The organism is Nonomuraea sp. NEAU-A123 (assembly GCF_018603905.1).
In the GTDB taxonomy this organism is placed as follows: Bacteria; Actinomycetota; Actinomycetes; order Streptosporangiales; family Streptosporangiaceae; genus Nonomuraea.
The window spans coordinates 292,955-319,050 of record NZ_JAHFZZ010000003.1; the positions used below are offsets into that span (position 1 = coordinate 292,955).

The following is a 26,096-nucleotide window of genomic DNA, read 5'->3' on the forward strand; positions in this document are numbered from 1 at the left end:
GCACGAATCATCTATATTGGCGATTTTCGTCATGGGCGCATCGACCGGTGAGGAGAGTGTCCGGCACGTGGCTGGATTGGGCAGGGTCGGGCGGCGAAGAACACGGACCGTGGGCGACGAGAACGGGTTACCGGGGTCGACCAGCGGCCGGCCGCGTCGACCGGCCGGTGGCCGCCGACTGCCCTTGCGTACGGTGCTGATCATCGTGGTGTTCGTACCGAGCATCACTTTCGCCCCGCTGTTGGCTTCGGGCATGTACCAACTGTTCACTCAGTGGCAGTCCGAGAAGGCCCAGATGGATCTGGCCACCACCACCGTCGGCAGACCCGCGGCCAACCTGTTCTTCACCCTTGACCAGGAGCGGCGACTCACCGCGGAGGCCCAGGCCGACCCCCGTAACGCCTCCCGTGACAAGCTCGCCAAGCAGCGCGCGGTGACCGACAAGGCCGTGAGCGTCTTCCGTCCGCTGGCGGCTCTGGACGCCCCCAACGGGCAGGATGGGCTCACCGAGGCCGTCACCCGGACCGTACGCGGCCTCGGCCTCCTCGACCAGCAGCGCCGGGCGGTGGACGGCGCTTCGTCCAGCCCGCAGAAGGCGTTCGACTACTACAGCGGCGTCATCGAGTCCGACCTCAGCGTATTGACCGCCCTCAGCCACACCGAGCACGGCGAGGTGGGCACCAAGGCGCAGACACTGGTCGACCTCTTCTGGGTCATCGACATGCTCGGCCGCGAAGACGCCATTCTGGCCCGCGGCTGGGACACGGGGCACCTGACGAAGGACGAGTGGGACCTGGTCGCCGACGCCATCGGCACCAAGGAGCACCTCCTGCGCTCCCGGGTGGCCCCCAGCCTCCTGCCGAACGAGAGCCAGTACGGAACGCTGACGGCCAGCAAGGCGTGGCAGGCCCTGACCGCTCTGGAGGAGCGGCTGGTCACCTCCGGGACCGGCGGCGAGAGCGGCCAGGTGTCACTCCGCGAGGTCAGCGGCCCCTGGCGCTCCTCGATGGACACGATCTCCCCGCAACTGCTGCAAGTCCTCAGCCTCCGGCTCGACAACGTCAGCACGATCGGCTACGCCCACGCCCGCACGCTCTTCGTGGTCTTCATGAGCGTCAGCAGCGTGGGCCTGCTCGCCCTGATCCTGGTCGTCGTCACCAGTTGGCGCCTGACCGCCATCCTTCGCCGGCGCATCCGCCACCTGCGCGAGGAGGCCCAGGAACTCCAGGAGCGGCTGCCCGACGTGGTGGCCCGCTTGGGGCGCGGCGAGGACGTCGACGTGGACGCGGAAGTACACATGGTCGAGCCCACTCCCGACGAGCTCGGCGAGCTCGGGCAGGCCCTCAATCTGGCCAGCCGCAGCGCTGTGCTCACCGCCGTACGGCAGGCCGAACAGCACCGTGGCTTCCAGCGCATGCTCCAGCGCATCGCCCGCCGTACCCAGATCCTCATCGGTCTTCAGCTGAAGAAGCTGGACGAACTGGAGCGCAAGCACGAGGATCCCGAGGTGCTGGAGGGCCTGTTCGACCTGGACCATCTCACCGCCCGGCTGCGCCGCTACGAGGAGAACCTGGTGATCCTCGGCGGCGGCCAGCCGCAACGCCGCTGGCGCAAGCCGGTACGCCTGCTCGACGTCCTGCGCGCCGCGCAGGGCGAGGTCCAGGACTACCGACGGATCTTGATCGAGGTCGAGGGCGAACCCTGGATTGCCGAGCGCGCGGTGGGACCGCTGGTCCACGTCCTGGCGGAGCTGATGGAGAACGCCACCGCCTTCTCCAAGCCGCCGACCCCCGTCGAGGTGCGGGCCGCATCGGTCAGCCGGGGCATCGCGGTGGAGATCGAGGACCGCGGCCTGGGCATGGAACCCGAGCAGTACGTCGCCGCCAACGCCCTCATGCAGTCGCCGCCGCAGCTCGATGTGATGACGCACGCCGACGATGTGCGGCTCGGCCTGTACGTGGTCGCCCGGCTCGCCGCGAGCCTGGGACTCCAGGTAACGCTGCGGACGTCGGCCTTCGGCGGCACCCGCGTCATCGTGCTGCTGCCGAAGTCGCTGGTGGTGGACCGCCCCCGGGCGGTACCCAAGCCGGCCGCGGTTCCCGAGGAGGTCCCCACCGATCCGCAGCCCCACCCGCAGGAAAGTGCCCCACCCCAGGATGAGACACAGTTGCCGACCCGCTCCAGGGGACGCGCGATGGCACATGTGACAGCACCCGCCGCCGGATCGCCGGATCAGGGCGACGCACCCCCGTCTTCCGACCTCGGCCCGCTGCCTCAGCGGGTGCGCCAGGCGAACCTGGTCACCGAGCTCAGAGCCCCGGCGGACCGGGACGAACAGGCCGACCAGGAGAGCTGGGCCGTACGCGACCAACCCAGCCGATCCAGTGCCACAATCGGTGCGTTCCAGAGGCAGTCCCGCAGGAGCCGGACCGGTGACGACGCCTTGCAGCCCCGGCAGGACGGAACCGCCGAACCCGGTTCCCCTAGGACGGAAGATCGAGGATGACGCAGCGAACCACCGCCACCGACACAGACCTGGACTGGCTCCTGGACGGCCTGGTCGCTCAGGTCGCGGGCACCCGGCACGCCATCGTGCTGTCCGACGACGGCCTGGTGATCAGCCGGTCCCAGACCATCGAACGCGCGGACGCCGAACGCCTCGCCGCGATCGCCACAGGCCAGCAGAGCCTGGCTCGCGGCGTCGGGCAACTCTTCAGCGGCGGACCGGTTCACCAGGTCATCATCGAGATGGCCGACCTGTGGCTGTTCATCACGTCCGCGGGCCGCGGCACCCATCTGGCCGTGGTCGCGTCCCAGGAGGTCGACGCCGAACTGATGGCCGTCGCGATGCACACCCTGGTCCAGCAGGTCGGCCAGAGGCTGGGAACCGACGCGCGTAACCCGCAGGCCGATGACGCGGGGAGACACGGATGAAACACTGGACGGAGGGCTTCGACGACGCTGGCGCCGACGAGTCCCTTGTCCGTCCCTATACGATCACCGGCGGACGAACCATCTCCGAACGGGACGACCTCACACTGATCACCCTGCTGACGGCGATCCCCGAGGTCTCTTCGGACACCGGACACGACCGCCGGAGAATGCAGCCGGAGCACCGCACCATCCTCGCTCTGTGCAAGCGGCCGCTGGCGGTGGCCGAGGTCGCCTCCGCGCTGAACCTCCCGGTGTCGGTGACCAAGATCCTCATCGGCGATCTGATCGAGGCCAGGCAACTGCGGGCCCGGCCACCCCTGGCCTTCGCCCAGGCAGGCGGCCTTCCCGGTATGGCAATCCTTGAGGCGGTGAGGGATGGGCTACGCAATCTCTGACCACGGGGACAGTGCTCCCCTGGCGGTGAAGATCCTTATCGCCGGTGGTTTCGGCGTCGGGAAGACGACCCTGGTCGGCGCGGTGAGCGAAGTCGCTCCCCTGCGTACCGAGGAGTATCTGACCGATGCCAGCGTCGGCGTGGACGATCTGGAAGGGCTGAGCGGCAAGTCCACCACAACCGTCGCACTGGACTTCGGGCGCATCACCCTCAACAGCCAGCTCGTGCTCTACCTGTTCGGCACCCCCGGGCAGGAACGCTTCTGGTTCATGTGGAACGACCTGGTCAACGGAGCGATGGGAGCGATCGTCCTGGTCGACACCCGCCGGCTGGACGTGAGCTTCGCGTCGATCGACTTCTTCGAGAGCCGCGGCATCCCCTTCGTCATCGGCGTGAACTGCTTCCACGGCGTCAAAGACCGGACGCAGGAGGAGATCCGCAAGGCACTCGACCTCGATCCGCAGGTGCCGCTGGTGCTCTGTGACGCCCGCGACCGGACGGCGGGCCGCGATGTCCTGCTGGCGCTCATCGAGCACCTGATGGCCGCCCAGTCCCGCGTCGCGCCCCACCCTGTGGCCTGACCGGGCCCGTCAAGGGGTCCAGGTCGTGGACAGCAGGGTGGGCACGACGCCTTGTTTGGCCGTGACGAAGACGAGGGCCGGCGCGTTCACGGGCGCCGGGAGCTCGAGTTCGGTGGTGTTGCCGCTCGTCGACTGGATCGGCGGCGCCAGGTCGCCGTCCTGAATGCTCAGGACCTGCCGTACGGTCGGCGCGCCTGCTCTGAGGGCCCAGCCGTTGCCCCCGGGCCGGGCCTTCCGGATCAGCGCCCGAACTCGCCTGCCCGATGTGGCCTCCGCCCTGCTGCCGAGGCGAATGGTCAGGGCGCCTCCCGAGCCGAAGACGCCCGGAGGCACGGGGTTGACGATGAGCAGGCCGGAGCGGAGCGAGCGGCTGTCGCGGCGGCCGGCCGAGCCGCCGCAGCTGATCAAGGAGGATTCCTCGCTGCCCGCGCCTCCCCACGTCTGGCGGGCGGCGGCCATGACCTGGCCCTCCGCCGGACTCACGGCGAAGGCCACACTGTCGATGCGCAGCCCGGCTACGCCGTCTTCCATGACGGATCCCGCCACGGCTTCGCGGACCGCGCCGGAAACGCCGCGGCCCTCCATGATGTCCAGCGCCTCGACGCAGATCAGACCATCGTCCGGCATCTCCTCGGGCAGCAGGTCGAAGACGACCACACTCCTCTTGATGCGGCTGCCGGCCTTCAGCAGCACGCATTGGCGCAACCGCCCCTGAGAGCGGATCTGGATGAGCCGTGGCAGGCCCTTACCGGCCTCCGCCGCGTCCGGCTCTCCCCCGTGCCAACCGCGCACCGAACCGGCGTCCACGGCCAGCGTGACCGTGACCCGCAGCCGACGGCCCGCGGCGGCCACCTTGAAGCCGGCCAGTCCCGAGCGCTCGAACCGGCCCACGATCTGGACGCCACGATGCACCTGGTCGGCGACCTGCAGCGCCGCCTCCTGGCCGCTGGCGATCTCGATCGGCACCGCGCAGGGAACGACGAGCTTGTCGAAGTCGGTGGCGGTGCCGGCGATCGGCGATGTGCTCATGACGCGCTCCTCGAAGCGGCCAGGGCCGCGGCGAACCCGCCGGCATCCTGGAAGTCGAACCGGGACAGCAGCGGGTCGCGCCGCTCCCACATCCTGCGTACCGAGCAGTAGAGCGGGTCGCCGTCACGCTCCACGTGCCGCAGGCCGGCGACGAGCGTACTCAGGTACTCGTTGCCCTGCCCGACCTCCCAGTGCGGCACCAGCGGTGAGGGCACGTCGGCCCCGCTGCGGTAGAGCCAGAGCCACAGTCGGGCCCGCTCCCGCTGCTCGGCTCCCAGGATGGACTCGCCCTTCGCGTGCTTGGCGACGGCCTCGCCGAGCAGCCGCCAATAGTCGTCCCGCGTCTGGGCGACGTGCGACAGCCCGCATCCGCTCCACTCGGACCAACCGGCCTGGATGACGGGGATGCCGAAAGCAGGCAGCTCATTGGAGACGCTCCCCCGGACTGTCACCCCCACCTCGGTCATGCTCCACAGCACGTTCTTCGACAGCGCCAGGCTGGGCATGAAAGCCATATGCGCATGCGCTGAATGGCGGGCGGCGACCGCGGCGAAATGGCCGGTCGTGTCATACCGGAACTGGCTCGGATGATCCAGGAAGAGCCAGCTCACAGAGTCGTTCCCGGCGGCGAAGTCCGCGGTCTCCTCGAACCATTGCGCCAGATCATCGAACAGCTCCCTGTTGGTGCCGAGAGCGTCGGAGACGGCATGGTGGAAGACGGTGAACACCGGCCGGTCCGGGTCGATCCCGAAACGTTCGCACGCGTGCTGGCGAATCTGGCGCCGCTCCGTTTCGGTATGCAGTTCGAAATCGCTTACATTTCCGGCCCGCCACCAGCTCGGCCTGCCGAGGTTGACCTTCGCCCGCCACGCCAGCAACTCCGCGCTCGGCTTGAGGAGGTCCCGGTACGGCCAGACGAACTCCTCGAAATACTCGGCGATCTGGCCGGTCAGCTCCGCCCGGAAAGTGCCGAGTCCCCTGCGCCGCTCCGGGAAGAGCGCGTAAGCCTTCAGGGTCCCGGTGCTCTGTACATGCACGACCGGGATCTCCCGGCGTATGGCCGTATCGACCGCCAGCCCCCACTGGTCGTAGTCGACATGGCTGGTGACCAGCGCGTCCGGCGACAGCTCGGCGAACAGCCGGTCGTAGACGGCGGAGAAGGCCCTGGTCCGGCTGCGCCGCGATCGATGCCAAGGCTCTTCGGCGTCCGGCAGTCGCGGCACCCGGCCCAGCCGGATCAGCGTCGCCTTCTCCACGACGTCGATCGTCTCGAGGTCACTCACCTCGGTCGGGCTGTCACCTCGGTCGGCCAGGTGGCGATTCACGAGGTCATGCACGTCGAACACCTTGGCGGCACCGAACGCCTCGGCCAGCCGCCGAACCCGCTCGATGTCGAACTGCTCCCAAAGCGCCTCGTTCCACTCCCGGTCCGTGCCGGTGAGCACGACCAGCCGGGCCGACCTCAGTTCACAGATCGCGTTCGCCACCAGGAGGTTGCGCACGATGACCCTGATGTCCTCGTGCAACGCCTCCGCCACGACCACTGGCCCGCTGTCGTCCCTAGGAGGGCGATGTTCGCCATATGACCGGGCAGCGACGAGCAGGCGCTCGAACTGCTCGTCATCCCCGACAAGGTTCATATTCTCTCCGCCCATACTCGCCGCCCGATCAGCAAGGCCGCGTCGACCCTGCCAGACCTGAGAACGAAGCGGCGCGGCCTTTGCCGCAACATCGCATGAGCCTTGCCGCGAAATGGTGCCGCTTCGGCGCCGCCGGCTTCGGCGCCGCCGGCTTCGGCGCCGCCGAAGCGAGCACGTCCGGTCAGCGTCGTCCGCGGAACGTACGCCGTAGGTCTTCGACCCACTCGTCCGGGATCTCCCACGGGATGAAATGCCCGCCGTGGTCGTGAGCGGTGATGTTGACGTGGTTGTACCAAGCGGCACGGTCGCTGTCGAGGAAGCTCTTCACCCGCTCGTCGCTGGTCGTCACGCCGGGCGGATTCTCATAGCCGACGAAGGTGATGCCTGTGGGCGCCTCGATCACCGGTTGGCGGTCATGCGACGGTGTCCACGGGTAGCGGTTGTTGTTGGCGTACGTGCGGATCGAGGTGTCGATGGCGTTGCCCGCCCAGTAGATCGTCGCGTGGGTGAGCAGATCGTCCCTGGTGAACACGTTTTCCACGTCCCCGTGGTTGTCGGACCAGTTCGTCCAACGTTCGAGAATCCAGGCCAGCATGCCGACCGGAGAGTCGGCCAGCCCGTAACCGAGCGTGGCCGAGTCGAGCATATGGGCTGCCAGGTGGACGGCGAAGCGCTTCTCCACCTCCATGAGCCGGTCGTGGATGGCCGGCGGCAGGTTCTCCGGGATGGGCCTGCCGCCGCTGATGTCCCAGGCGCGGTCGCCGTTGAAGAACGTGAGCTTCAGCGCGGACCCGATGTGGATCGCGTAGAGCTCGTCGGCGTACTTGTGCCCGAGCTGCCCGGTGACCAGTGCGCCGACGTCACAGCCGCCGGCCGCGTACTTTTTGTACCCGAGGACACCGGTCATCAGCTCGTGCCAGACATCGGCGATCTTCCAGAAGTTCATGTCCGGGTGATGCGTCAGCGGTGTCGAGAACCCGAAGCCGGGCAGCGACGGCACGATCACGTCGAACGCGTCCGCCGGATCGGCTCCGAACGCGGCCGGGTCGGCGAGCGGGTCGATGACCTTGGACCAGTGCCAGAACGTCCACGGCCAGCCGTGGCTGAGGATCAGCGGCACCGGATTCGGTCCGACACCCGGCTTACGCATGAAGTGGACCGGCACCCCGCCGACGTCGACGTGGTAGTGCTCGTAAGCGTTGATCGCACGCTCGGCGGCCCGCCAGTCGAACCCGTCCGCCCAGTACGCCACGAGCTGCTGCAAGTACGAGCGGCGCACCCCGTAGTAGCCGTCGTCGTTGCCGGCGTCCAGCGGCCACTTGGTCGTGGTCAGTCGGCGACGCAGGTCATCAAGCACCTCGTCGGACACGTGGATCGGCGTCGGCTCAAGGGGCACGATTGTCTCCTCATCTAGTCGTCCGCGACATCGGACGCTGCGATCTCGGTCAGACGAGCCAGGACGCGCGCCGAACCAGCGAGCACCGCACGCTCTTGGTCGTTCAGCCGGTCCACGAGACGTGCCAGGTTCGCCACCCGGTCCGCGTGACGAGATCGGACAATCCGCCCGCCCTCCTCGGTCAGGGACAGCAGAACAGCACGGCCGTCGTTCGGGTCACGACGGCGTGACACCAGCCCGTCTCGCTCAAGCTTCGCCACCAGGCTCGTGAGCGCAGGCTGCTTCAGTTGCTCCGTGGCCGTCAGATCGGTCAGGCGCAGCGGTCCCTTGCGCGACAGGGTGTGGAGCACCGACAAGGTCGAGAAGTTGAACCTCCGGACCGACGGAAGCCGGATGAAGACCGTGTTGAAGTCCTCGATCGCGGTGGTCAGCTCGTCGAGGTTCAGGGGGTGATCCACGCTCGTACTATATCGATGTTTGATGTAAATCTGCCCACAGGAGCTGAGGCGGCACCGATCAGGCGAAGTCCTCGGGGGTGAATTCCTTGGGTTCGACGAGGACCAGCCAGTTGCCCGTGTTGTCGCGCATGACGGCCTCGACGCCGTACGGGCGGTCGGACGGCTCCTGGAGGAAGGTCACGCCCTTGGCGCTCAGTTCCTGATAGGTCTTGCGGCAGTCGTCGACCTGGAGACCGAGGCCGCCCATCTGGCCCTTTTCGAGCTGCCGCCGGATGAAGTCGGCGGCGTCGGCGTCGAGCGGCGGTCCGGGGATCATCAAGGTGACCTCGAGTTCGGGCTGGCTGGGGTGGCCGATGGTGACCCAGCGGAAACCCTCTCCCATGGTGATGTCGGTGTGGGACTCGAAGCCCAGGTTCTCGACGTAGAAGTCGCGTGCCTTGTCCTGGTCGAGGCAGTAGACGGTGACCAGTGAGATGTTGGTAATCATGTGACTACGGTATGCGGCGACCTGCGGCGACCGCTTCTTTCAGATTGCGCTGTTGGGTCCGGCCGTACCACTCGGGTCGAGGACCCCGCGCATGAACAGGTAGCACCTGGGGACGTGCGGGCCGCCGCGAGCGGCCCACCGATCACGGTAGGCGGTGGGGCTTTCTCCCACGAGTTGCGTGAAGCGCGACGAGAACGATCCGAGGCTGGCGAACCCCACCGCCATGCACACCTCGGTCACCGTGAGGTTCGCGACGCGCAGCAGGTCCTGGGCGCGCTCGATGCGGCGGCGGGTGAGATAGCGGATCGGCGTCTCGCCGTAGGCCGCCTCGAAGCTGCGGGCGAAGTGGAACTTGGACACCCCGGCGACGGCGGCGAGCTGGTCGAGATCCAGCGCCGCCTGGTAGTGACGGTCGATGTGGTCGTGCGCCCGGCGAAGATGCGGAAGCAGTCGCACAGTCACTCTCCCGGGGACTCGGGGTACTGGAACACGTCGTCGAGCGGGACGCCGAACACCTGGGCGATCCGGAAGGCCATCTCCAGGGACGGCGAATACCGGCTCTGCTCGATGGCGATGATGGTCTGCCGGGTCACGCCGATGCGCTCGGCGAGGTCGGCCTGGGTCATCTCGTCGTGCGCGAAGCGCAGCGAGCGGATGCGGTTCGTGACGCGCGTCGACTTCACCACTGCGGCAGACTCCTGCGGTACACGATGACCTTCGTGATCCCGCCGACGACCGCCGACAGCACGAAGCAGAGGTAGACCACGTTGGCGATCCAGAACCGGTCCCACTCGGCCATCGCCATGACCATCGCCGCGACCGCGCCGATGACGACGAACGACTGGCCGGTGTATTCGCCGAGCCGGCCGATCTCCCTGTCGCGCTCGTCCGTGGCGCGGGACGCCCTCGGGTTCACGATCGCGATCCCGATCTCGGCCACGATCGACGCGACGATGGCCGCGCCGACGGTCCAGAGCAGGGTGGTGGCGTACGGCACCTCAGGCAGGGGGCGTCCGTTGGCGCGGCTCAGGATGATGACCACATAGGCGGCGTACACGACCACGGCGACGACCAGCCTGATCCACGCGCGTTTCTCCTCATGTGTCACGGCCCACCCCATGCGATGTATAGAATATTTGACATCATCAAGGTAGCCAGAATGCGACTCCATGTCTAGAAGATTTTACATCGCGTCGCCGATGCGGCCTCGGCCATCATGTTGTGCATGCCCATCAGGACCGCTGCCCCGGAAGATCTGCCGGCTCTGCTCGCCCTCGCCGTGGACTTCTACGAGGAGGACGGCTTCGCCACCTCGGAAGCCGATCTGCGGACCAACCTGGCCACGCTGATCGCCTCTCCCACGGCTCGCGTCGCGGTGAGCGAGGCGGACGATCGCGTGGTCGCGTGCGCCATCACCACGACCACGTTCGGGCTCGAATCCGGCCTGATCGCCGAGCTCGAAGACCTCTACGTCGCCCCGGACGCGCGCCGGCGCGGCGAGGCCCAGCGGCTCATCGAGGACAGCCTGCGCTGGTCAGCCGGCCGGGGCTGCGGCCGGCTCGAGATCGTGATCGCCCCCAACGGGCAGGACGTGAGCCACCTCTTCGACTTCTACCGCAAGCACGGCTTCCGGGACGAGGGCCGCCGGCTGCTCAGCCAGCCGCTGGAGCCGCACACTCGCGGGTAGGGGCGAGCTTCGGTCGCCGGCCCTTTCCGGCAGGGCCCCCTCCTCAGAGATCGGGTATCGCGAGGTCGAGGTTGGGCTGGTCGATGCCGCCGTCGACCTCCAGCACCTTGCCGGTCAGGTAGCGCCCGGCGGGCGAGACCAGGTAGAGCACCGCGGCCGCCACGTCCTCCGGCTCGCCGATCCGCTTCAAGGGGGTGGCCTGCTCCATCTGGGTACGCAGGTTCTCGTCGGTCATGACGATGTCGAGGGCGGAGGTGGCGACCGCGCCGACGGCGATCGCGTTGACGCGCACCCTGGGCGCCAGGTCGCGGGCGGCCAGCCGCGTGTAGTGCGTGAGCGCCGCCTTGGCGCTGCCGTACGCCAGATAACCACGGCCCGCCGTCCGGCCCACGGCGGAGGTGATGTTCACCACCGAGCCGCCGGTCTCGAGCAGGTACGGTACGGCCGCCCGCGTCAGCTCATGGGCGATCCCGACATTGAACTGGAACGCGTTCTCAAGATGTCTCCGCGTGGTGTCGAGAAAGGCGCGGGGAAGCGCTCCGCCCACATTGTTGACGATCGCGTCCACCCGGCCGAAAGCGTCCACGGCCTGCTTCGCGAGCGCCTCCATGGCGCCCGGCACGCTCAAGTCGGCGGGGACGATCAGCGCCCGCCTGCCCGCCTCCTCCACCTGGGCTGCGACGGCGCGTAGCTGCTCCTCCGTGCGGGCGGCAATCGCCACGTCCGCGCCCGCCTGCGCGAGGGCGATCGCGGTCGCCGCGCCGATGCCGCGGCCGGCACCGGTGACGATGGCGGCGTGGCCGGTGACGCGGAAGCGGTCCAGGATCATGTCATGACCTCCGACCGCAGCCTAAGGTCAAACTGAAACGTGTTTCAATACCGAGGGCGCGGCCGAGTGAGACTTACCACGATCGTAGGCGTAATGACCGGGCCCGAAGGGCAGTTACCCCCGGGTCTTGGCTCTCGGGAGAGTCCTTTTGCGGAGCCGGGCGCTCCGGCGCGGCGACTGCTTGACCTCGGGTTTCTTCTTGCTCGTGGTGACCTTGGTCTTCTCCTTGCCCGGGTCGACCTCGGCCTTCTCCGGGCTCGTGCCGCTGATTTCGGCGCTGTCATCTTCGCTGTCGCTGCCGACCTCGGCTTTACTTTCGACACCGCCCCTGACCTTGCTTGTGCCGCCGCTCTTTTGCGGGGGCGAGTTTATTATCCGCTCCTTCATCCGCTTGTTATCGAACGAAACAGTACTACGATCAAAAATCGGCGACTTGACCGTCTTACGCGCGCCCGACTTCTTTACTTCGCCCTCGTCGGCGCTCTTTTCGCGAGGCTTAGGTTTAGCGCTGATCAATGTTAATGCGCCTTCCGACGGAGGACTCTGCGCAAGGCCACCCTCCTTGTACAGGCTGTCATCCACCGAGACGCCGGAAGCATCCATAGCGCTGACCTTCGCGAGCTCCTCGAGCTGGGCATCGACATCGGTCCCGCGCGCCGTTCCGTAGTTGACCTGCAAGTACGGGTGGCACCATCCGATCTGGCTCTTGCCCTTTCCCTTGGCATTGCCATTGGTGATGCCGTACGCCGCGATCGTCGCCTTGCAGTAGGCACAGTTGGGCGACGTGCATTTGATATAGGCCACCCCGCCTCTCTTGCACGCGGCGAGTATGCACATTTCAGCGTGGTTGCTGGCCGTATCATTGGTGAATTTGCCAGCCAAATATACGTTATAAGCCTTGTAGTCGGGGTTGTCCTTGACGTGATCGAGAATCTTTTGTCCGGGTCCGGTTAGCTTGCTCCTCGATCCCACGGACAGTCCCCCCACCTTGGAGACGACCAGATCGCCTCCGGTCGTCACCGCCACAGTGTAATTACTGGCCTTTCTGAACGTCTTAGCGAGCCATTCGACGAGTAAGTCGGCTGCGGCGTTCGCCTCTGATTTCGGTTTCCGGTCCGGTTCCATGGATCTCAGCCAACACGGATGCGCCCGCGAGATCGGCTTACCGGAAGGTAAGGTCCCCGTCCCGGCCGAAATCCGGTTGTCCGCCGAGCCCGCCGCTCAGCATGATCGACCCATGAGATTCGCGGTCATCGGCGACATCCATGCCAACTTCGCCAAGGCCGACGCGATAGTCCGGCGGCACTGCGGTCCCGTCGACGCCATCTTCAGCGTCGGCGACGCCGAGCCCAACAGGACCGAGGCGGACAGCCTCGGCGTCGGCGGCCCGGCCAAATATCGCAAGGTCGGCGATTTCCCGGAGTTCGTCGCCGGGTGGCGCAGCATGAGCGCACCGGTCTACTTCATCGGCGGAAACCACGAGCCATGGCCGTCACTCGACGCCCAGGGCCCCGGCGAATGGGCGCCCGGCTTTCACTTTCTGGGGCGCTCCGGCGTACGGGAGGTGGCCGGTCTTCGGGTCGCCTTCCTGTCCGGCATCTACTCGCGCCACTTCAGCGAGCCTGACACGCCTCCCGCCGTCACGCCGGAGCGGCTCAAGGAGTACGGCTATTTCACCAGGCCACAGGTCAACCTGCTGCTCGATCAGGCCCGCGGCAAGAGTGTCGACCTCCTGCTCACGCACGAATGGCCTTCCGGGCTGTCGTACCTTCACCGGGGGAAGGAGCCGGTGGGGCGGGACGCCATCCGGGCGCTGACCGACCGGCTCGCGCCTCAGGTGCACGCCTGCGGTCACATGCACACCCCGTTCAGGGAGCGGGTCGGTGCCACGGAGGTCGTCTGCCTTTCGCAGGTCGCCTACGGTCCCGACGCGGTGAGCGTGCTGGAACTCGCCTCGGACGGCACGCTGAAAGAGCTGCCGATCCACGTCTGACCCCACAAAGAGGTGGCGAAAATGGCCCGGTGCGCGCACACGACCGCTAGGGCAGGGGCTCCAGGCCCAGGCAGAGTTCGAACACCGCCGTGAGCCGGTCGACGTCGGCGGGTGACGGTGTCTCGGGGCCCACGAGGCGGCGGACCGAGCCGATGCCCAGGAAGACCGCCGTCGCCATCCGGGCCCTGGCGTGCGCGTCCGGGCCGCCGAGGAGGGCCTCGATGGGCTCGATCAAGACGGCCTGCAGGCGATCGCGGACGAGCGCCTGGATCTCCGGATCGCCCGCCGACCGTTCGAGTGAGCGCAGGATGGGACTCTCCGGGTCGTGGGACATGCGTTCGGCGGCGTACTCCGCCAGGCGTCTGGGCAGGCCCGCCCGGTCGCCCTCGACCACGGCGCGGACCGTCGGCTCGCCCGCCAGGACCTCGCCGAACAGGCCCGCCTTGGAGCCGAAGTAGCGGCCCACCAAGGCGATGTTGGCGCCCGCCGCCGAGGCGATCATGCGGACCGTCACCTGCTCGTAGCCGTACTCGCCGAACAGCATGCGCGCTGCTTCCAGCAGCCGCTGGCGGGTGGCCGCACGATCGCGCGGCCGGGCGTCCGTCAACTGCGCTTCCATGGCCCGAACTCTACTCAAGAACACCCCACTTGCCGCGCGGCTAGTAAACGAGCGTATACTCGCCGAGGAGAAATGGTAGGAAGGGGATGTGGGTCTTGGTAGCCCAGACACAGGCCGCGGCCCCCGCGAGGCGGCAATACACTCACCGCGAAATTCTCGAGGTCATGTCCGGGCTCATGCTCGCCATGCTCACCTCGATGATCTCGACCTCGGTGGTCGGCACGGCGTTGCCGACGATCGTGGGGGAACTCGGCGGCCAGGACCAGTACTCATGGGTGGCGACGGCGACCATGCTGACCATGACGGTCTCCACGCCGTTGTGGGGCAAGCTGTCCGACCTGTGGGGCCGCAAGCTGCTGTTCCAGAGCGCCCTGGGGTTGTTCGTCGCGGCGTCGCTCGTGGCCGGTCTGTCGCAGAACATCGGGCAGCTCATCGCGGCGCGTGCCGTACAGGGGCTGGGTGTGGGTGGTCTGTCGGCCCTCGCTCAGGTGATCCTCGGCGACATCGTGTCACCGCGGGAGCGCGGCCGCTACTCGGGGTACATGGGCGCCGTCTTCGGCATCTCCACGGTCGCGGGGCCGCTGCTCGGCGGGTTCATCGTGGACACCGACTGGCTCGGCTGGCGCTGGTGCTTCTACGTGGTCGTGCCGTTCGCGTTGATCGCGTTCATCGTGATCCAGAAGGTGCTGAAGCTGCCGAGGATCCGGCGCAACACCTCCGTCGACATCTGGGGCGCGACCACCATCACGGCCAGCGCGAGCGCGTTGATGCTGCTGCTGACGCTGGGCGGCACGGAGTTCGAGTGGAACTCCTTCTGGACGTACGCCTTGGGCGCCATCAGCCTGCTCATGCTGGCCCTCGCGGTGCTCTCCGAGCGCACGGCCCGGAACCCGATCCTGCCGCCCAGGCTGTTCAGGAACCGGACGTTCGTGCTCACCGCGGCCGCCTCGCTGTTCGTCGGCGTGGCGATGTTCGGCGCGATGATCTACCTGCCGCAGTACCTGCAGATCGTCAAGGGGCTGAGCCCCACCGAGTCGGGGCTGATGACGCTGCCCATGGTGGTGGCGCTGTTCCTGGGCGGAGTGATCTCCGGGAAGATCGTCACCCAGACCGGCAAGTGGAAGATCTTCCCGGTGGCGGGCCTGCTGATCGTGGCCGTGGGGTTGTTCCTGCTGTCGCGGCTGCACGTGGAGTCGAGCGAGTGGCTCATCGGGTTCGACGTGGCCGTACTGGGCACCGGGCTCGGCCTGTCGATGCAGATGCTCATCCTCGCCGCGCAGAACGGCTCCGAACTGCGTGACATGGCGTCCACCACGGCGGGTGTCTCGTTCTTCCGGTCGCTGGGCGGTGCCGTGGGCGTGGCCGCGTTCGGCGCGATCCTCACCAACCGCCTCAACAGCGAGATGACCGACATGCTGCGGGCCGCGCACATCGCGCTGCCCGGCGGCGACTCTCCCAAGCTGGGCAGCCCCACTGCCATCCAGTCGCTGCCCGGGCCGATCAAGCACATCGTGCTCGAATCCTTCACCCGCGGCCTGGAGACCGTCTTCATGGTCGGCGTGCCGATCGCGCTGCTCGGCTTCGTGGCGACGCTCTTCCTCAAGGAACTGCCGCTCAGAGGCCCCGCGATGCCCGCGCCGGAGCCCAAGCCGCTCAGCAAGGACGACCTGGTCCTGGCCGGGCTGCTGCTGGAGCTCATCGCCCAGCGGATCGAGCGGGTCAACGGCCAGCCGTCCGCGCTGCTGTCCGCGGTCGCCAGGATGGCGCCGCCCGATGACCGTACCGAACGGGAGCGCGCCCGATCGGTCGCGCAGAGCGTGCTGCGTCCCACCTCACGCGCTCTGATCGCGCAGGCCGCGCCGCCGCGGAAAGACCTCGTCATAGGAGGAGTCTCATCATGATTCGCAAGTTCGTGGGCGCCGTCGCGGCCGCTCTGGCCTTCATGGCCGGGCTGTGGCTGATGATCGCCCCGTTCGCGCTCGGCACCCAGCCGGAGAACGCCGACTGGACCGACCCGACCACCTCCGAATTCTTCACCGGCCTGGGCGTCGCCGTCGTCGGGCTCGTCGGCGTGGCCGCCTTCGTCGCGGCCATCCATGAGGAGCTCGTGGTCCGCGGCCTGGTGGCCGTACGGCAGAAGCAGGCCGAGCCGGAGCCCGAGCCGGTGGCGCCCGCGCCGCAGGGGTCGTCCGCGGAGCTGGCCAGCCTGCTCGCCCCGCTCGTCGAGGCGTTGCGCGAGGACCTGAACAACACCGGACGCGGCGACCACCGTCAGAACGGCAAGCCCGCCCTGGTGGGAGTGGAGGAGAACCGATGAAGGCCAAGCTGGGCGTCTCCGCCCTTGTCGTGCTGTTCCTGGCCGGCGTGTGGCTGATCGCGGCGCCGTTCGCGGTGGGCTACCAGCCCCGGGGCGCGGCCTACGCCGACGCGACGGTCAACGATCTGTGGGTCGGCGGCGCGCTGGCCGGCGTCTCGTTCGTGGCCATCGTGATCTACGCCGCCGACGCGCTGCGCGAGCTCGCCGGCCGCGGCAAGCACGTCGCCGACGGCTGACGTGCGAGGCATGCCGTGTACGGCGGTAGCACAGACGACCGGTGGGAGCCCCTCCTAGGCAGGCTCCCCAGCGAGCAGTTCGAGATCGGCAAGGACGGCACCGGGCTGCTGGTGGTCGGCTTCGACGGATCGGGCCCGAGCCGCAACGCGCTCGCGTACGCGGCCGGGCTCGCCCGGCGGGACAACGCCGCGCTGCTCATCGCGTTCGTGGAGACGCTCACCAGCGCCACGTTGTGGTTCTTCGCGGGCTCGCCGATCATCCCCGACTCGGCCGGAGACCTGACCGAGGACCTGCGGACCGAGCTGAGCGGGGTCGGCGTTCCGTGGCGGTTCGTCATGGTACGGGGTGACACGGCGCGTGAGCTGGAAACACTCGCGGACTCCTGCATGGCCGACGCCATCGTGGTGGGCCGGTCCCGCTCGCCGTGGCACACGTTCGGCGGCTCGGTGGCCGTGGGGCTGGCCAGGCGCGCTCGCCGTACCGTGCTGATCGTGCCCTGACCTGGCATCGCCGATAGCGCCCTGACCTCGTAGGACGTCGCGTAGGGTGGCCGCATGAAACGTACTGCCGCTGCGTTCGTGGTGTTCGCGTCCGTTTCGTGCGGCGGGCAGGCGCCGGTCGCCGCACCGGCGCGGCCCGAGGTCCAGCCCCAGGCTCAGACCCAGCCGCCGGTGCCCGCGACGCCCACCCCGACGGCGAAGACCGCCGCACCCAAGCCCGCCGGGCCGCCGAAGTTCACCGCCACGGTCACCAAGATCTCCCGCAGCCGCCTGCCCTACTCGTGGAAGCCCGGCTGCCCGGTCTCCTACCAGGACCTGCGGCTGATCACGATGACGTACTGGGGCTTCGACGACAAGGCGCACAACGGCGAGCTGGTCGTGCGCAAGACCGTCACCGGCGACGTCGTCAAGGTCTTCGGGAAGCTGTATGCCATGCGCTACCCGATCAAGCAGATGCGGCTCGTCGACGTCTACAAGGGCGACGACTACGACTCGATCGACGCCGACAACACCTCGGCCTTCAACTGCCGCGCGGCCACCGGGTCCAGCAACTGGTCCAACCACGCCTACGGCGAGGCGATCGACCTCAACCCGCGCGAGAACCCGTATGTCACCGCAAGCGGCAGCACCGCCCATCAGAACGCCAAAAAGTTCGCCAAGCGCCCGGCGAAGGGCGAGGGCGTGATCAACCCGGGCGACCGGGTCGTCAGGGCCTTCGCCTCGGTGGGCTGGGGCTGGGGCGGCGCCTGGTCGGGCACCAAGGACTTCCAGCACTTCAGCCGCAACGGCCGGTAGCGGCGCCGGGCTGACAGAATCAGACCATGGCGGCGAAGGACGGCGACGGTTGGGCCCAATGCGAGCGCGGGCACCGGCACTGGGGGCTGCACGGGGCCTCGGGGCTCCTGGCCGTACACCATGACGGACAGGGCGTCCCGCACGTGCTCATGCAGAAGCGGGTCTGGTGGAGCCACCACGGCGGCACGTGGGGGCTGCCGGGAGGTGCGCGCGACAGCCACGAGGACGCCGTGACGAGCGCGCTGCGCGAGGCGCACGAAGAGGCGTCCGTACACGGCGACGAGCTGCGCGTGCAGGGTGTCTACCTGGACGATCACGGCGGGTGGTCGTTCGAGACCGTGATCGCCGAGTCGGCCGAGCTGCTGGCCGCGGCGCCCGCCAACAACGAGAGCACCGAGCTGCGCTGGGTGCCGCTGCCCGAGGTCAAGTCCAGGAGGCTGCACCCCGGGTTCGCCGAGACGTGGGACAAGATCCAGCCGGAGCTCACCCCCGAGACGCTGGTGCTCGACGTCGCGAACATCATCGGCGCCCGCGCCGAGCACGGCTGGTGGAGGGACCGGCTGGGCGCGGCGACGCGGCTGCTGACCGACGTCGCGGGGCTGCGGCTGGCGCATTCCGTGCTCGCGCAGTGGTACCCGCGGATCGTGGCGGTCGTGGAGGGCGCCGCGAAGAGCGCGCCGGCCGTGCCCGGCATCCAGGTGGTGGCCGCGACGGGCAGCGGCGACGACGCGATCGTCGACGTCGTACGGCAGGCGCGGCCGTGGGAACGGGTGCTCGTGGTGACGGCGGACCGGGGGCTGAAGGAGCGCGTCAGCAAGCTGGGCGCCACGACCGTGGGCCCCAAGTGGCTGCTGTCACAGTTGGACGATTAGCCGCCCGGTCACGGCTGGGCGGTCAGGACGCTGTCGAAGGCGGCCTTCAGCCCGGTCACGTCGAGGACCCGGCGCAGCACCCCCTGCACGCCCGTGAGCCGGAGCGACCCGCCACGCTCGCCCGCCTTGCGCTGATGCTCGACCAGCACCCACAACCCGCTGGAATCGCAGAACGCCAAGGCGGCCGTGTCGATGACGATCGAGACGTGACCTGCGGCGATGAGCTCAGCCATGACCTGCTTGAGCCCGGGCGCGGTGAGCTTGTCGAGATCACCGCGCAGGAGCACGCTCGCGCTGCCGTCGGCCCGTTCCACCTCGACGTTGAGATCCGCCACCTCCTGAACGTACACCGCCGTCACCACAGCCGCTATGGTGGTGTGCGCACTGGAGGGTTCGCATAGTGGACGAGTGCAGCCGCCTTGAAAGCGGCCAGGTCAGCGATGGCCTCGTGGGTTCGAATCCCACACCCTCCGCTCACTCCCCCCGCGCGGCGAATCCGTCGCCGACGCAGGCGGCCAGCTGCAGGTAAGCCTCCCTGGTCGGTTCCTGGAGCCGGTCGAGGTCGATCTCGGCGCCCTCCTCCAGATGCGGGTCGTACGGCACGCGGATCACCGCACGGCACCTCGCGGCGAAGTGGGCCTCCAGTTTGGAGATGTCGACCGCCGACTTCGAGCGCGGACGGACGCTGCAGAGCACCACGGTCGCGTCCCTGACCAGGTTGCCGTAGTGGTGCGCCTCCAGCCAGTCGAGCGTCGCCGACGCGGCCCTGGCGCCGTCCACCGACGGCGAGCTGACCAGCACGATCTGGTCGGCGAGGCCGAGCACGCCGCCCATCGCCGAGTGGAGCAGGCCGGTGCCGCAGTCGGTGATGCAGATCGAGTAGAAGTTCTCCAGCACCTGCGAGACGGCCTGGTAGTCGGAGCCGCTGAACGCCTCGGACACCGACGGGTCACGGTCCGACGCGAGCACCTCCAGCCGCGAAGGCGCCTGCGAGGTGAACGCCCTGATGTCCACGTACCGCTTGACCTGGTCGCTCTCGTTGAGCAGGTCGCGTACGGTCGCCGAGGTCTCCAGGGTGAGCTTGTCGGACAGCGTCCCGCGATCGGGGTTGGCGTCGACCGCGATCACCCGGTCACCGCGCATCGCGGCGAGGGTGGCGCCCAGGCCGACCGTGGTCGTGGTCTTGCCCACGCCGCCCTTGAGACTCAGTACGGCCACGCGGTGGTGGCCGGTGGCGACCGGGGTGCGGGCCCTGGTCAGGAGCTCGCGGCGGCGGCGGACCTCTGGCGGCTCGCCCGGCTTGATCCAGCCGCCCGACGCCTTGTAGATCAGGCGGCGCCAGCCCTTGGAGGGGGCGTTGCGGCGGCCTCGGAGAAGCGACTCGGGGTCGAGGCTGTCCGCCGTGGGCTTGCCGGTGATCGGGGGGCGGGGCGGGGCGTTGAAGACCGGCACGGGGGCCGGACGGCGGCGCGGGGCGGGCGGCTCGTCGAAGGTGAGTGGCTCGTCGAAGGTGGGCGGCTGCTCGTAGGCGCGGTCCTGGCCGTACGAGCGCGGCTGGTCGAAGGCGCGGTCCTGCTCGTACGGGAGCGGCTCGTCGAAGGCCCTGGGCCGCGGCTTCGGCTCGTCGAACGTGCGGGGAAGCGGCTCGTCGAACGAACGGGACAGCGGCTCGTCGAACGTGCGGAGCGGTTTCGGCTCGTCGAACGTGCGGAGCGGTTTCGGCTCGTCGAAAGCGTGGGGCGGCGACTTCGGTTCGTCGAAGGCGCGGGGCGGCGGCTCGTCGAGAGTCCGCGACTCCTCGAAGGCGGTCGGCTTTTCGGCGGCCGGCGGCTTGTCGAAGCTCAGCGGCAGGTCGAAGCTCGGCGGCTGCTCCGAGACCGACGGCTTGTCCAAGGCGGACGGCTTGTCCAAAGCCGAGGGCTTGTCGAAGCTCGGCGGCTTGTCGAACCCCGATGGCTTGTCGAAGCTCGGCAGCTTGTCGAAGGTCAGCGGCTTGTCGAAGGTCAGCGGGACCTCCAGCCGTGGCTCCGTGGCGTCCTCGGGGGGCGGCTCGAAGGTGCCCAGAGCGGGCTCCTCGGCCGTCTCCACCGGGCGCGGCTCGTCGAACGTCTCCGCGGGACGCGGCCACTCCAGCGGCGCGGGCCAGGAGGCCTTCGTCTCCTCCTCCTGCTCCTCGACCGCCGGCTTCTTCTCCGGCTTCGGGAAGGACAGCAGCGAGTAGGAGTCGGTGTCGTCGGGCCGGGGCAGCGGCTTGAGCGGCGCCAGGAAGGCGTCGTCGGCCTTGCCCAGGCTCGCCGGCGGAGTGACGGGCGCCGGTTCGTCCTTCGTACCGGCTGCCTCCTCGGTGAGCTCCTCCGCGGGCGGAGTGCCGTACACCGAGTCGACCGCGGCCCTGAACAGCGGCGTCGGCGTCTCATGTTGAGTCGGCACCGAGAGCCAAGGGTCCTGGGGGTACGGCGAAGCGACGGAGTCCTCCGAGGCAGAGGCGCTGACCGAGATCGGAGCTTCTTCCGTCTCCTTGATCGCGTCCAGCCAAGCCAGCTGTTCCTCGAGAGATTCCTCTCGATCGTGTCTTGCCACCGTGTTCTCCCCCTGGTGGGTGTAAAGGGGCAGCAAATACTTTGCAGGTTAACGCCATCAGTATCGGCAGAGGTCGCCAACCTACAACTTCCTTGCCCGGCTACGGTGGTTCGCATGCGAGCCATCGAGATCACCAAGCCGGGACCGCCAGAGGTTCTGGAGTGGCGTGAGGTGTCGGATCCACGTCCTGAGCGGGGCGAAGTCCTCATCGAGGTGACGGCCGCCGGGCTGAACCGGGCCGACGTCCACCAGCGTCAGGGATTTTACGATCCGCCGCCCGGCGCGCCCCCGTACCCGGGGATGGAGGCTTCGGGCGTCGTGGTCGAGATCGGCGAGGACGTGGAACATTTCACTCCGGGTGACGAAGTGTGCGCGCTGCTGGCCGGGGGTGGCTACGCCGAGCGGGTGGCCGTGCCGTGGCAGCAGGTCATGCCCGTTCCCGAAGGCGTGACGCTGGTCGAGGCGGCCGGGCTGCCCGAGGTCGCGTGCACGGTGTGGTCCAACGTGTTCATGACCGCGCGGCTGCGGCGCAGCGAGACGCTGCTGGTGCACGGCGGGGCGAGCGGAATCGGGACGTTCGCCATCCAGTTGGCCAAGGCGTTCGGGTCACGGGTCGTCACGACGGCCGGGTCGGAGGCGAAGCTGAGCCGCCTCAAGGAGCTGGGCGCCGACGAGGCGATCAACTATCACGAGGAGGACTTCGCCGAGCGGGTGACGGCCGATGTGATCCTCGACATCATGGGCGCCAAATACCTGTCCAGAAATATCCGGGCACTCCGTACGGGCGGCCGGTTGGTGATCATCGGACTGCAGGGCGGCGCCAAGGCCGAGCTCGATCTGGGCGCCCTGCTCACCAAGCGAGCGGCCGTCCACGGCACCACGCTGCGCGCTCGCCCGGTCGACGAGAAGGGCGTCATCGTGCGCGGCGTCGTCGACAACGTGTGGCCATTGGTCAGTGCCGGGGCGGTGCGGCCCGTGGTGTACGCGGAGGTGCCGATGGCGCAGGCCGCGGAGGCTCACCGATTGTTGGAATCGGGAGAGCACATAGGCAAAATCCTGCTAGTACGGTGAGTGCTATGAATGCTGAGGACAACAACACCCCCCACATCGTGGTGGTGGGCCCGGACTTCCAAGGTCAGGGCGATAGCGGCGAAGACGAGCGATCGGTCACGAACCTCGTCGAACAGCCCGCCAAGGTGATGCGCATCGGCAGCATGATCCGGCAGCTTCTCGAAGAGGTCCGGGCGGCTCCTCTGGACGAGGCCAGCCGTAAGCGGTTGAAGGAGATCCACGAGTCCTCCATCAAGGAGCTCGAGGACGGCCTGGCGCCCGAACTCGTCGACGAGCTGGAGCGACTGTCGCTGCCCTTCACCGACGAGAACGGCACCCCGCCCAGCGAGGCCGAGCTGCGCATCGCGCACGCCCAGCTCGTGGGATGGCTTGAGGGCTTGTTCCACGGCATCCAGACGACGCTGTTCGCGCAACAGATGGCGGCGCGTGCCCAGTTGGAGCAGATGCGCAGGGCGCTGCCCGGCGTGCCCCACGACGACATGCAGCGGCCGCCCGGCGGCTCGGGCCCTTACCTGTAGAGCTGCTCGAGTACGCGCGCGACCCCGTCCTCGTTGTTGGCCGCCGTCACATGGTCCACGGCGGCCAGCACGGCGGGGTGCGCGTTGGCGACCGCGTAGGACGTGCCTGCCCAGGTGAGCATCGGCAAGTCGTTTGGCATGTCACCGAACGCCACCACTTGTGATGGCTTGATCTCATACTGTTCGGCGAGCGCGGCCAGGGCGGTGGCCTTCGTCACACCGTGCGCACTCATCTCGATCAGCCCTCTGCCGCTGGAGTGCGTGGCGGTCACCAGGTGCCCCACGAGCCCGTGCACGGCCTCGTGCAGCGGGTCCGGAGCCATGTCCGGGTGCAGAGCCAGCAGCTTGGCGCAGGGCCGCGAGGTCAGTGTCGCCGCGCCCACGCGAAGGCCGCCGATGGCCTTGCTGTCCCATCCGCCGAGTGGGAAATCGGACTCATGCGCAAAACCACCTTCATACTCGACCGAAAATGCGAGTTCGGGCACGTTCGCTCTTAGCTGAGAGACGACTTGCTCCAGTACCTCGACCGCGATGAGGTGAGATTCCACTATCCGTTCGGTATGCAGATCGTAGATCAACGCACCGTTTGCACAGATTGCCAACCCTCGGTGACGCACCGCACCCGCCACACTGCTCATCCATCTAGGTGGACGGCCCGTGACGAACACTAGGACGGCACCAGTCTCCTCGACTCTGGCGAACGCCGCGGCCGTGCGGGGAGAGACGGTTCCGTCGGTGCGTAGAGCGGTTCCGTCGAGGTCGGTGGCCACTAGGCGCGGCGCTGCAAGGGTTCGCATAACACGTTCCAGTTTGCCCGGTCATGCCGCCGGCCAGAAATCTTCCTAGGGAGGGGAACACCAACGCGCCAGAATGGTGTTAGATGTGATGGCGTTGTATTAGCTGATCCCGTAGTGAAAACCAGCATGACTTTGTCTGAGCCACCCCGGGTGCTTGCTGTACGACACACCGGGACTCGCGAGGTGCGGGTCCCATAGATTCACATCCTGAGGGAGAGCTTTTATGGCTCAGGGAACCGTCAAATGGTTCAACGCCGAGAAGGGCTTCGGCTTCATCGCCCCGGACGGCGGTGCGCCGGACGTGTTCGTGCACTTCTCCGAGATCGTCGGCAACGGCTACCGCAGCCTTGAAGACGGCCAGCGGGTCGAGTTCGAGATCACGCAGGGACAGAAGGGGCCGCAGGCCTCCCAGGTCCGTGCCATCTGACCTGTAGCAGCGAGACAGACCGGGGTTCGCTTCCAGCGGGCCTCGGTCTTTCGCGTCTCTGGGCGGACCGTACGTCGTTCCAGAACATGTCACTCTCCGTGCACGGCTGATCGTCCGTCAAAAGCCCGGCCACCGCGATAGCCCCCGTCTCGTGCCTGCGAACATTTCTTGTACGGCAAGCATCGGGAACCCGCCACCCGCCGACCAGGGCCGGGGGCCTCCAGGAATACGCCCGCTGACCCCGCACAGGGCCGGACGCCGTTACGCGCGCCGCGAACAGTGGTGACAGATCGGTCACAGGTGTGACTCAACTCACATAGCCCTCGAACCATCGATCTTCCACAACCATCGACCGATATATGAGGTACGCGTGGTTGTGTCACCCTGCGACCTTGGTCGCGGTGTTCGTGCTGCTGCTCAACGACCACCTGTTCAAGCAGGTCTGGCCCGGATTCGTCACCGGCAAGCTCAGTGACGTGGCCGGACTCGTCGTGGCGCCGCCTCTGGTGGCGCTGGTCCTCGCTCGCCGGGCCGATCTCGGGGCCGTGCTGGGCACCGGGGTGCTGTTCGTGCTCGTGAAGGCGACGGACGCGGGGGCTGAGTGGGCCTCCCAGGTGTGGAGTCTGGTGGCCGGGCCATCGCGGGTCCTGGCCGATCCCACGGATCTGCTCGCGTCGCCCGCGCTCGGATTGGCCTGGTGGGCCCGCCGGAGGAGCATCTCCGCGCGTCCGGCAGCGCTCCCAGAGCGTCCAAGAGCGCCTCTGCGGCCCCCGGCCAGACTCCGGCGCCTTTCCGGGCTCTCAGGGCGCCTGGTCGCGTTCTCGGGGCGTCTCGCTGGACTCCCGTGGCGTCTGACGGGGTTCGGGGAGCGATGGCGGGTGGTGGTCGTCGTGCCGCTGGCGGTGTTCGCTGTGGCGGCGACGGCTGCCGAGTCGCCGCCTGGCGAGGTCTCTTCCGTACGGGTCGACGGGGATCGGGATTCCGTACAGGTGGACGGGGATCGGATCGTCGTGCTGGTGCGCGGCGGCGGTCCGAGAGCTCTGACCGGGATGTCCTCCGTGGACGGAGGGGTCACCTGGTCCGCCTACTACGGGAGGCCGGTGCGGTCGCCCCAGACCGCCGCCTGCGTGCCCGGACAGCCGCAGCGGTGCTACCACGTGCTTCCCGAGCGGCCGGCGGTCGCCGAGTCCGACGACGGAGGCAAGACGTGGCGGGACTCCTGGAGCCGGCCGGAGGACGACAGGTCGGCCAGGCGGCGCGACACGAGCTCCATGGCCGCGCTGAGCGCGCTGGCCGTACAGGCTCGGCCCGGAGGGCATGTCGTGGTCGTCGCCAACGGGCTCGACGGCGTGCTCGTACGGGACGTCGCCGGGACGTGGCGGCGGCAGAGATGGCCGGAGCCGCTGGCGACCCCTGCGGACGACGAGGTGAACATCGATCCCGAGGAGCGCGTGGCGCTGATTCTGGCCGCCCTGATGCTGTTCGCCGCCGCCGGGGCGGGGTTGCGGCGGCTCAGCGGCGTCTACGCCGTTTCCGCGTTGGTGGGGTGTACGGGCCTGTACGCCATGCTCGACTCGGGCAGCGACACGTCGATGGTGTGGGGCATCGATCCGATCAGCCTGGTCACGGGCTTCGTCATGATGCTGCTCGGGGCGTTGGTGTGCCTCGGCCTCGCCATCGCCGGGCCGGCCAGGGGTGTGGCGGTGGCCGTCGGCTTCGGGGCGGCGCCGCTGGTGTACGCGACCGTGTACATACCCTTCTACGGCTGGGCGCGGGGGGTGCCGGACTCGTACGGCGTGGCGGTGGTGCTCGCCGTCGTGCTGACCGCGGGTGTGGTGGCGGCGAGCGCCGCGCTCATCAGACACGCGACCCGCCCCCGGATGGCCGACACCACCGTGACCGGCTCAAGCCACTAGCCGCTTGAGCCGGGGCGGT

Annotated in this window: 30 protein-coding genes and 1 tRNA gene; 17 read left to right on the forward strand and 14 right to left on the reverse strand. The window is 68.4% G+C overall.

Annotated elements, in window-relative coordinates:
* The first annotated feature begins 109 nt into the window (after nt 1–109).
* The 4 genes from KLK06_RS09535 to KLK06_RS09550 are packed head-to-tail and all read left to right on the forward strand — an operon-like array spanning nt 110 to nt 3,909.
* Nucleotides 110–2,506: a nitrate- and nitrite sensing domain-containing protein gene (locus tag KLK06_RS09535; protein WP_214634990.1), complete on the forward strand. Its 2,397-nt coding sequence runs from the start codon at nt 110–112 to the stop codon at nt 2,504–2,506.
* Complete coding sequence (locus KLK06_RS09540; RefSeq protein WP_214634991.1) at nt 2,503–2,934, forward strand: roadblock/LC7 domain-containing protein; 432 nt, start codon at nt 2,503–2,505, stop codon at nt 2,932–2,934. Before KLK06_RS09535 ends, KLK06_RS09540 begins: the two co-directional genes overlap by 4 nt.
* Complete coding sequence (locus tag KLK06_RS09545) at nt 2,931–3,329, forward strand: DUF742 domain-containing protein (RefSeq protein ID WP_214634992.1); 399 nt, start codon at nt 2,931–2,933, stop codon at nt 3,327–3,329. The genes KLK06_RS09540 and KLK06_RS09545 overlap by 4 nt, the downstream gene beginning before the upstream one ends.
* Nucleotides 3,310–3,909 (forward strand): ATP/GTP-binding protein, encoded by a 600-nt coding sequence (locus KLK06_RS09550; protein WP_214634993.1) that lies wholly within the window; start codon nt 3,310–3,312, stop codon nt 3,907–3,909. Before KLK06_RS09545 ends, KLK06_RS09550 begins: the two co-directional genes overlap by 20 nt.
* Nucleotides 3,910–3,918: 9 nt before the next feature.
* Here KLK06_RS09550 and KLK06_RS09555 read toward each other — a convergent pair whose 3' ends face one another.
* The 8 genes from KLK06_RS09555 to KLK06_RS09590 all read right to left on the reverse strand — a co-directional run bounded on the left by KLK06_RS09555 (nt 3,919) and on the right by KLK06_RS09590 (nt 10,027).
* Nucleotides 3,919–4,938, reverse strand: coding sequence for a hypothetical protein (locus KLK06_RS09555; RefSeq protein ID WP_214634994.1), 1,020 nt, complete (start codon nt 4,936–4,938; stop codon nt 3,919–3,921).
* Nucleotides 4,935–6,578, reverse strand: a complete 1,644-nt coding sequence (locus KLK06_RS09560; RefSeq protein ID WP_214634995.1) for a hypothetical protein — start codon at nt 6,576–6,578, stop codon at nt 4,935–4,937. Before KLK06_RS09560 ends, KLK06_RS09555 begins: the two co-directional genes overlap by 4 nt.
* A 181-nt stretch (nt 6,579–6,759) precedes the next feature.
* Entirely contained in the window at nt 6,760–7,974 is a 1,215-nt protein-coding gene (locus tag KLK06_RS09565) for an alpha/beta fold hydrolase (RefSeq protein WP_308168178.1), read from the reverse strand.
* 14 nt (nt 7,975–7,988) lie between these two features.
* Complete coding sequence (locus KLK06_RS09570; RefSeq protein ID WP_214634996.1) at nt 7,989–8,432, reverse strand: MarR family winged helix-turn-helix transcriptional regulator; 444 nt, start codon at nt 8,430–8,432, stop codon at nt 7,989–7,991.
* Between the two features lie 58 nt (nt 8,433–8,490).
* The gene (locus KLK06_RS09575; protein ID WP_214634997.1) at nt 8,491–8,919 is read right to left on the reverse strand and encodes a VOC family protein; all 429 of its coding nucleotides are present in this window, start codon (nt 8,917–8,919) and stop codon (nt 8,491–8,493) included.
* Nucleotides 8,920–8,958: 39 nt separating this feature from the next.
* On the reverse strand, nt 8,959–9,375 hold the full coding sequence (locus KLK06_RS09580; RefSeq protein ID WP_308168179.1) for a helix-turn-helix transcriptional regulator: 417 nt from the start codon (nt 9,373–9,375) through the stop codon (nt 8,959–8,961).
* 2 nt (nt 9,376–9,377) lie between these two features.
* Entirely contained in the window at nt 9,378–9,605 is a 228-nt protein-coding gene (locus KLK06_RS09585) for a helix-turn-helix transcriptional regulator (RefSeq protein WP_214634998.1), read from the reverse strand.
* On the reverse strand, nt 9,599–10,027 hold the full coding sequence (locus KLK06_RS09590) for a hypothetical protein (protein ID WP_214634999.1): 429 nt from the start codon (nt 10,025–10,027) through the stop codon (nt 9,599–9,601). The genes KLK06_RS09585 and KLK06_RS09590 overlap by 7 nt, the downstream gene beginning before the upstream one ends.
* A 117-nt stretch (nt 10,028–10,144) precedes the next feature.
* Here KLK06_RS09590 and KLK06_RS09595 point away from each other — a divergent pair, with 117 nt between their 5' ends.
* On the forward strand, nt 10,145–10,606 hold the full coding sequence (locus KLK06_RS09595) for a GNAT family N-acetyltransferase (RefSeq protein WP_214635000.1): 462 nt from the start codon (nt 10,145–10,147) through the stop codon (nt 10,604–10,606).
* Nucleotides 10,607–10,649: 43 nt separating this feature from the next.
* Here the strand turns inward: KLK06_RS09595 and KLK06_RS09600 are convergent, their stop codons facing one another.
* Nucleotides 10,650–11,435 (reverse strand): SDR family oxidoreductase, encoded by a 786-nt coding sequence (locus KLK06_RS09600; protein ID WP_214635001.1) that lies wholly within the window; start codon nt 11,433–11,435, stop codon nt 10,650–10,652.
* 114 nt (nt 11,436–11,549) lie between these two features.
* The gene (locus KLK06_RS09605) at nt 11,550–12,560 is read right to left on the reverse strand and encodes a hypothetical protein (RefSeq protein ID WP_214635002.1); all 1,011 of its coding nucleotides are present in this window, start codon (nt 12,558–12,560) and stop codon (nt 11,550–11,552) included.
* A gap of 112 nt (nt 12,561–12,672) precedes the next feature.
* On the opposite strand from KLK06_RS09605, the gene KLK06_RS09610 reads away from it, so the two are divergent.
* Nucleotides 12,673–13,428: a metallophosphoesterase gene (locus KLK06_RS09610; RefSeq protein ID WP_214635003.1), complete on the forward strand. Its 756-nt coding sequence runs from the start codon at nt 12,673–12,675 to the stop codon at nt 13,426–13,428.
* Between the two features lie 46 nt (nt 13,429–13,474).
* On the opposite strand, the gene KLK06_RS09615 is transcribed toward KLK06_RS09610, so the two are convergent.
* Nucleotides 13,475–14,047: a TetR/AcrR family transcriptional regulator gene (locus KLK06_RS09615; protein WP_214635004.1), complete on the reverse strand. Its 573-nt coding sequence runs from the start codon at nt 14,045–14,047 to the stop codon at nt 13,475–13,477.
* 86 nt (nt 14,048–14,133) lie between these two features.
* Here KLK06_RS09615 and KLK06_RS09620 point away from each other — a divergent pair, with 86 nt between their 5' ends.
* From KLK06_RS09620 to KLK06_RS09645, 6 genes are read left to right on the forward strand one after another with little or no spacing between them, the layout of a single operon-like run.
* A complete protein-coding gene (locus KLK06_RS09620) occupies nt 14,134–15,948 on the forward strand; it encodes an MDR family MFS transporter (RefSeq protein ID WP_214635005.1) in 1,815 nt (604 codons plus the stop codon).
* Nucleotides 15,945–16,364 (forward strand): hypothetical protein, encoded by a 420-nt coding sequence (locus tag KLK06_RS09625; RefSeq protein ID WP_214635006.1) that lies wholly within the window; start codon nt 15,945–15,947, stop codon nt 16,362–16,364. Before KLK06_RS09620 ends, KLK06_RS09625 begins: the two co-directional genes overlap by 4 nt.
* The gene (locus KLK06_RS09630; protein ID WP_214635007.1) at nt 16,361–16,600 is read left to right on the forward strand and encodes a hypothetical protein; all 240 of its coding nucleotides are present in this window, start codon (nt 16,361–16,363) and stop codon (nt 16,598–16,600) included. Before KLK06_RS09625 ends, KLK06_RS09630 begins: the two co-directional genes overlap by 4 nt.
* A 15-nt stretch (nt 16,601–16,615) precedes the next feature.
* Complete coding sequence (locus tag KLK06_RS09635; protein WP_214635008.1) at nt 16,616–17,101, forward strand: universal stress protein; 486 nt, start codon at nt 16,616–16,618, stop codon at nt 17,099–17,101.
* A 54-nt stretch (nt 17,102–17,155) separates the two neighbouring features.
* Complete coding sequence (locus KLK06_RS09640; protein WP_214635009.1) at nt 17,156–17,896, forward strand: M15 family metallopeptidase; 741 nt, start codon at nt 17,156–17,158, stop codon at nt 17,894–17,896.
* Between the two features lie 26 nt (nt 17,897–17,922).
* Entirely contained in the window at nt 17,923–18,768 is an 846-nt protein-coding gene (locus KLK06_RS09645) for an NUDIX hydrolase (RefSeq protein WP_214635010.1), read from the forward strand.
* 8 nt (nt 18,769–18,776) lie between these two features.
* On the opposite strand, the gene KLK06_RS09650 is transcribed toward KLK06_RS09645, so the two are convergent.
* Entirely contained in the window at nt 18,777–19,130 is a 354-nt protein-coding gene (locus KLK06_RS09650; RefSeq protein WP_214635011.1) for an STAS domain-containing protein, read from the reverse strand.
* Nucleotides 19,131–19,154: 24 nt separating this feature from the next.
* On the opposite strand from KLK06_RS09650, the gene KLK06_RS09655 reads away from it, so the two are divergent.
* Nucleotides 19,155–19,241 (forward strand) — tRNA-Ser (locus KLK06_RS09655).
* A 1-nt stretch (nt 19,242) separates the two neighbouring features.
* On the opposite strand, the gene KLK06_RS59700 is transcribed toward KLK06_RS09655, so the two are convergent.
* Nucleotides 19,243–21,198, reverse strand: coding sequence for an AAA family ATPase (locus tag KLK06_RS59700; RefSeq protein ID WP_308168180.1), 1,956 nt, complete (start codon nt 21,196–21,198; stop codon nt 19,243–19,245).
* A 264-nt stretch (nt 21,199–21,462) separates the two neighbouring features.
* On the opposite strand from KLK06_RS59700, the gene KLK06_RS09665 reads away from it, so the two are divergent.
* Together KLK06_RS09665 and KLK06_RS09670 are read left to right on the forward strand one after the other, a co-directional pair.
* On the forward strand, nt 21,463–22,419 hold the full coding sequence (locus KLK06_RS09665) for an NAD(P)H-quinone oxidoreductase (protein ID WP_214635012.1): 957 nt from the start codon (nt 21,463–21,465) through the stop codon (nt 22,417–22,419).
* A gap of 5 nt (nt 22,420–22,424) precedes the next feature.
* Complete coding sequence (locus KLK06_RS09670; protein WP_214635013.1) at nt 22,425–22,937, forward strand: bacterial proteasome activator family protein; 513 nt, start codon at nt 22,425–22,427, stop codon at nt 22,935–22,937.
* Here the strand turns inward: KLK06_RS09670 and KLK06_RS09675 are convergent.
* Nucleotides 22,928–23,734 (reverse strand): HAD family hydrolase, encoded by an 807-nt coding sequence (locus KLK06_RS09675; protein ID WP_214635014.1) that lies wholly within the window; start codon nt 23,732–23,734, stop codon nt 22,928–22,930. The two genes, KLK06_RS09670 and KLK06_RS09675, sit on opposite strands and share 10 nt — an antisense overlap.
* Before the next feature lie 223 nt (nt 23,735–23,957).
* Between KLK06_RS09675 and KLK06_RS09680 the strand changes: the two genes are divergently transcribed.
* Nucleotides 23,958–24,161 carry a cold-shock protein gene (locus KLK06_RS09680; RefSeq protein WP_043619750.1) on the forward strand — a complete coding sequence of 68 codons (204 nt, stop codon included), beginning with the start codon at nt 23,958–23,960 and terminating at the stop codon, nt 24,159–24,161.
* A 392-nt stretch (nt 24,162–24,553) separates the two neighbouring features.
* Complete coding sequence (locus KLK06_RS09685) at nt 24,554–26,077, forward strand: hypothetical protein (RefSeq protein WP_214635015.1); 1,524 nt, start codon at nt 24,554–24,556, stop codon at nt 26,075–26,077.
* Nucleotides 26,078–26,096 lie beyond the last annotated feature (19 nt).

Bases quoted from the DNA above. Each gene is read 5' to 3' on its own strand.
- KLK06_RS09540 (WP_214634991.1), top strand. From the start codon at position 2,503: ATGACGCAGCGAACCACCGCCACCGACACAGACCTGGACTGGCTCCTG.
- KLK06_RS09545 (WP_214634992.1), top strand. From the start codon at position 2,931: ATGAAACACTGGACGGAGGGCTTCGACGACGCTGGCGCCGACGAGTCC.
- KLK06_RS09550 (WP_214634993.1), top strand. From the start codon at position 3,310: ATGGGCTACGCAATCTCTGACCACGGGGACAGTGCTCCCCTGGCGGTG.
- KLK06_RS09555 (WP_214634994.1), bottom strand. From the start codon at position 4,938: ATGAGCACATCGCCGATCGCCGGCACCGCCACCGACTTCGACAAGCTC.
- KLK06_RS09560 (WP_214634995.1), bottom strand. From the start codon at position 6,578: ATGAACCTTGTCGGGGATGACGAGCAGTTCGAGCGCCTGCTCGTCGCT.
- KLK06_RS09575 (WP_214634997.1), bottom strand. From the start codon at position 8,919: ATGATTACCAACATCTCACTGGTCACCGTCTACTGCCTCGACCAGGAC.
- KLK06_RS09595 (WP_214635000.1), top strand. From the start codon at position 10,145: ATGCCCATCAGGACCGCTGCCCCGGAAGATCTGCCGGCTCTGCTCGCC.
- KLK06_RS09600 (WP_214635001.1), bottom strand. From the start codon at position 11,435: ATGATCCTGGACCGCTTCCGCGTCACCGGCCACGCCGCCATCGTCACC.
- KLK06_RS09605 (WP_214635002.1), bottom strand. From the start codon at position 12,560: ATGGAACCGGACCGGAAACCGAAATCAGAGGCGAACGCCGCAGCCGAC.
- KLK06_RS09610 (WP_214635003.1), top strand. From the start codon at position 12,673: ATGAGATTCGCGGTCATCGGCGACATCCATGCCAACTTCGCCAAGGCC.
- KLK06_RS09615 (WP_214635004.1), bottom strand. From the start codon at position 14,047: ATGGAAGCGCAGTTGACGGACGCCCGGCCGCGCGATCGTGCGGCCACC.
- KLK06_RS09620 (WP_214635005.1), top strand. From the start codon at position 14,134: ATGTGGGTCTTGGTAGCCCAGACACAGGCCGCGGCCCCCGCGAGGCGG.
- KLK06_RS09625 (WP_214635006.1), top strand. From the start codon at position 15,945: ATGATTCGCAAGTTCGTGGGCGCCGTCGCGGCCGCTCTGGCCTTCATG.
- KLK06_RS09630 (WP_214635007.1), top strand. From the start codon at position 16,361: ATGAAGGCCAAGCTGGGCGTCTCCGCCCTTGTCGTGCTGTTCCTGGCC.
- KLK06_RS09640 (WP_214635009.1), top strand. From the start codon at position 17,156: ATGAAACGTACTGCCGCTGCGTTCGTGGTGTTCGCGTCCGTTTCGTGC.
- KLK06_RS09645 (WP_214635010.1), top strand. From the start codon at position 17,923: ATGGCGGCGAAGGACGGCGACGGTTGGGCCCAATGCGAGCGCGGGCAC.
- KLK06_RS09665 (WP_214635012.1), top strand. From the start codon at position 21,463: ATGCGAGCCATCGAGATCACCAAGCCGGGACCGCCAGAGGTTCTGGAG.
- KLK06_RS09670 (WP_214635013.1), top strand. From the start codon at position 22,425: ATGAATGCTGAGGACAACAACACCCCCCACATCGTGGTGGTGGGCCCG.
- KLK06_RS09675 (WP_214635014.1), bottom strand. From the start codon at position 23,734: ATGCGAACCCTTGCAGCGCCGCGCCTAGTGGCCACCGACCTCGACGGA.
- KLK06_RS09680 (WP_043619750.1), top strand. From the start codon at position 23,958: ATGGCTCAGGGAACCGTCAAATGGTTCAACGCCGAGAAGGGCTTCGGC.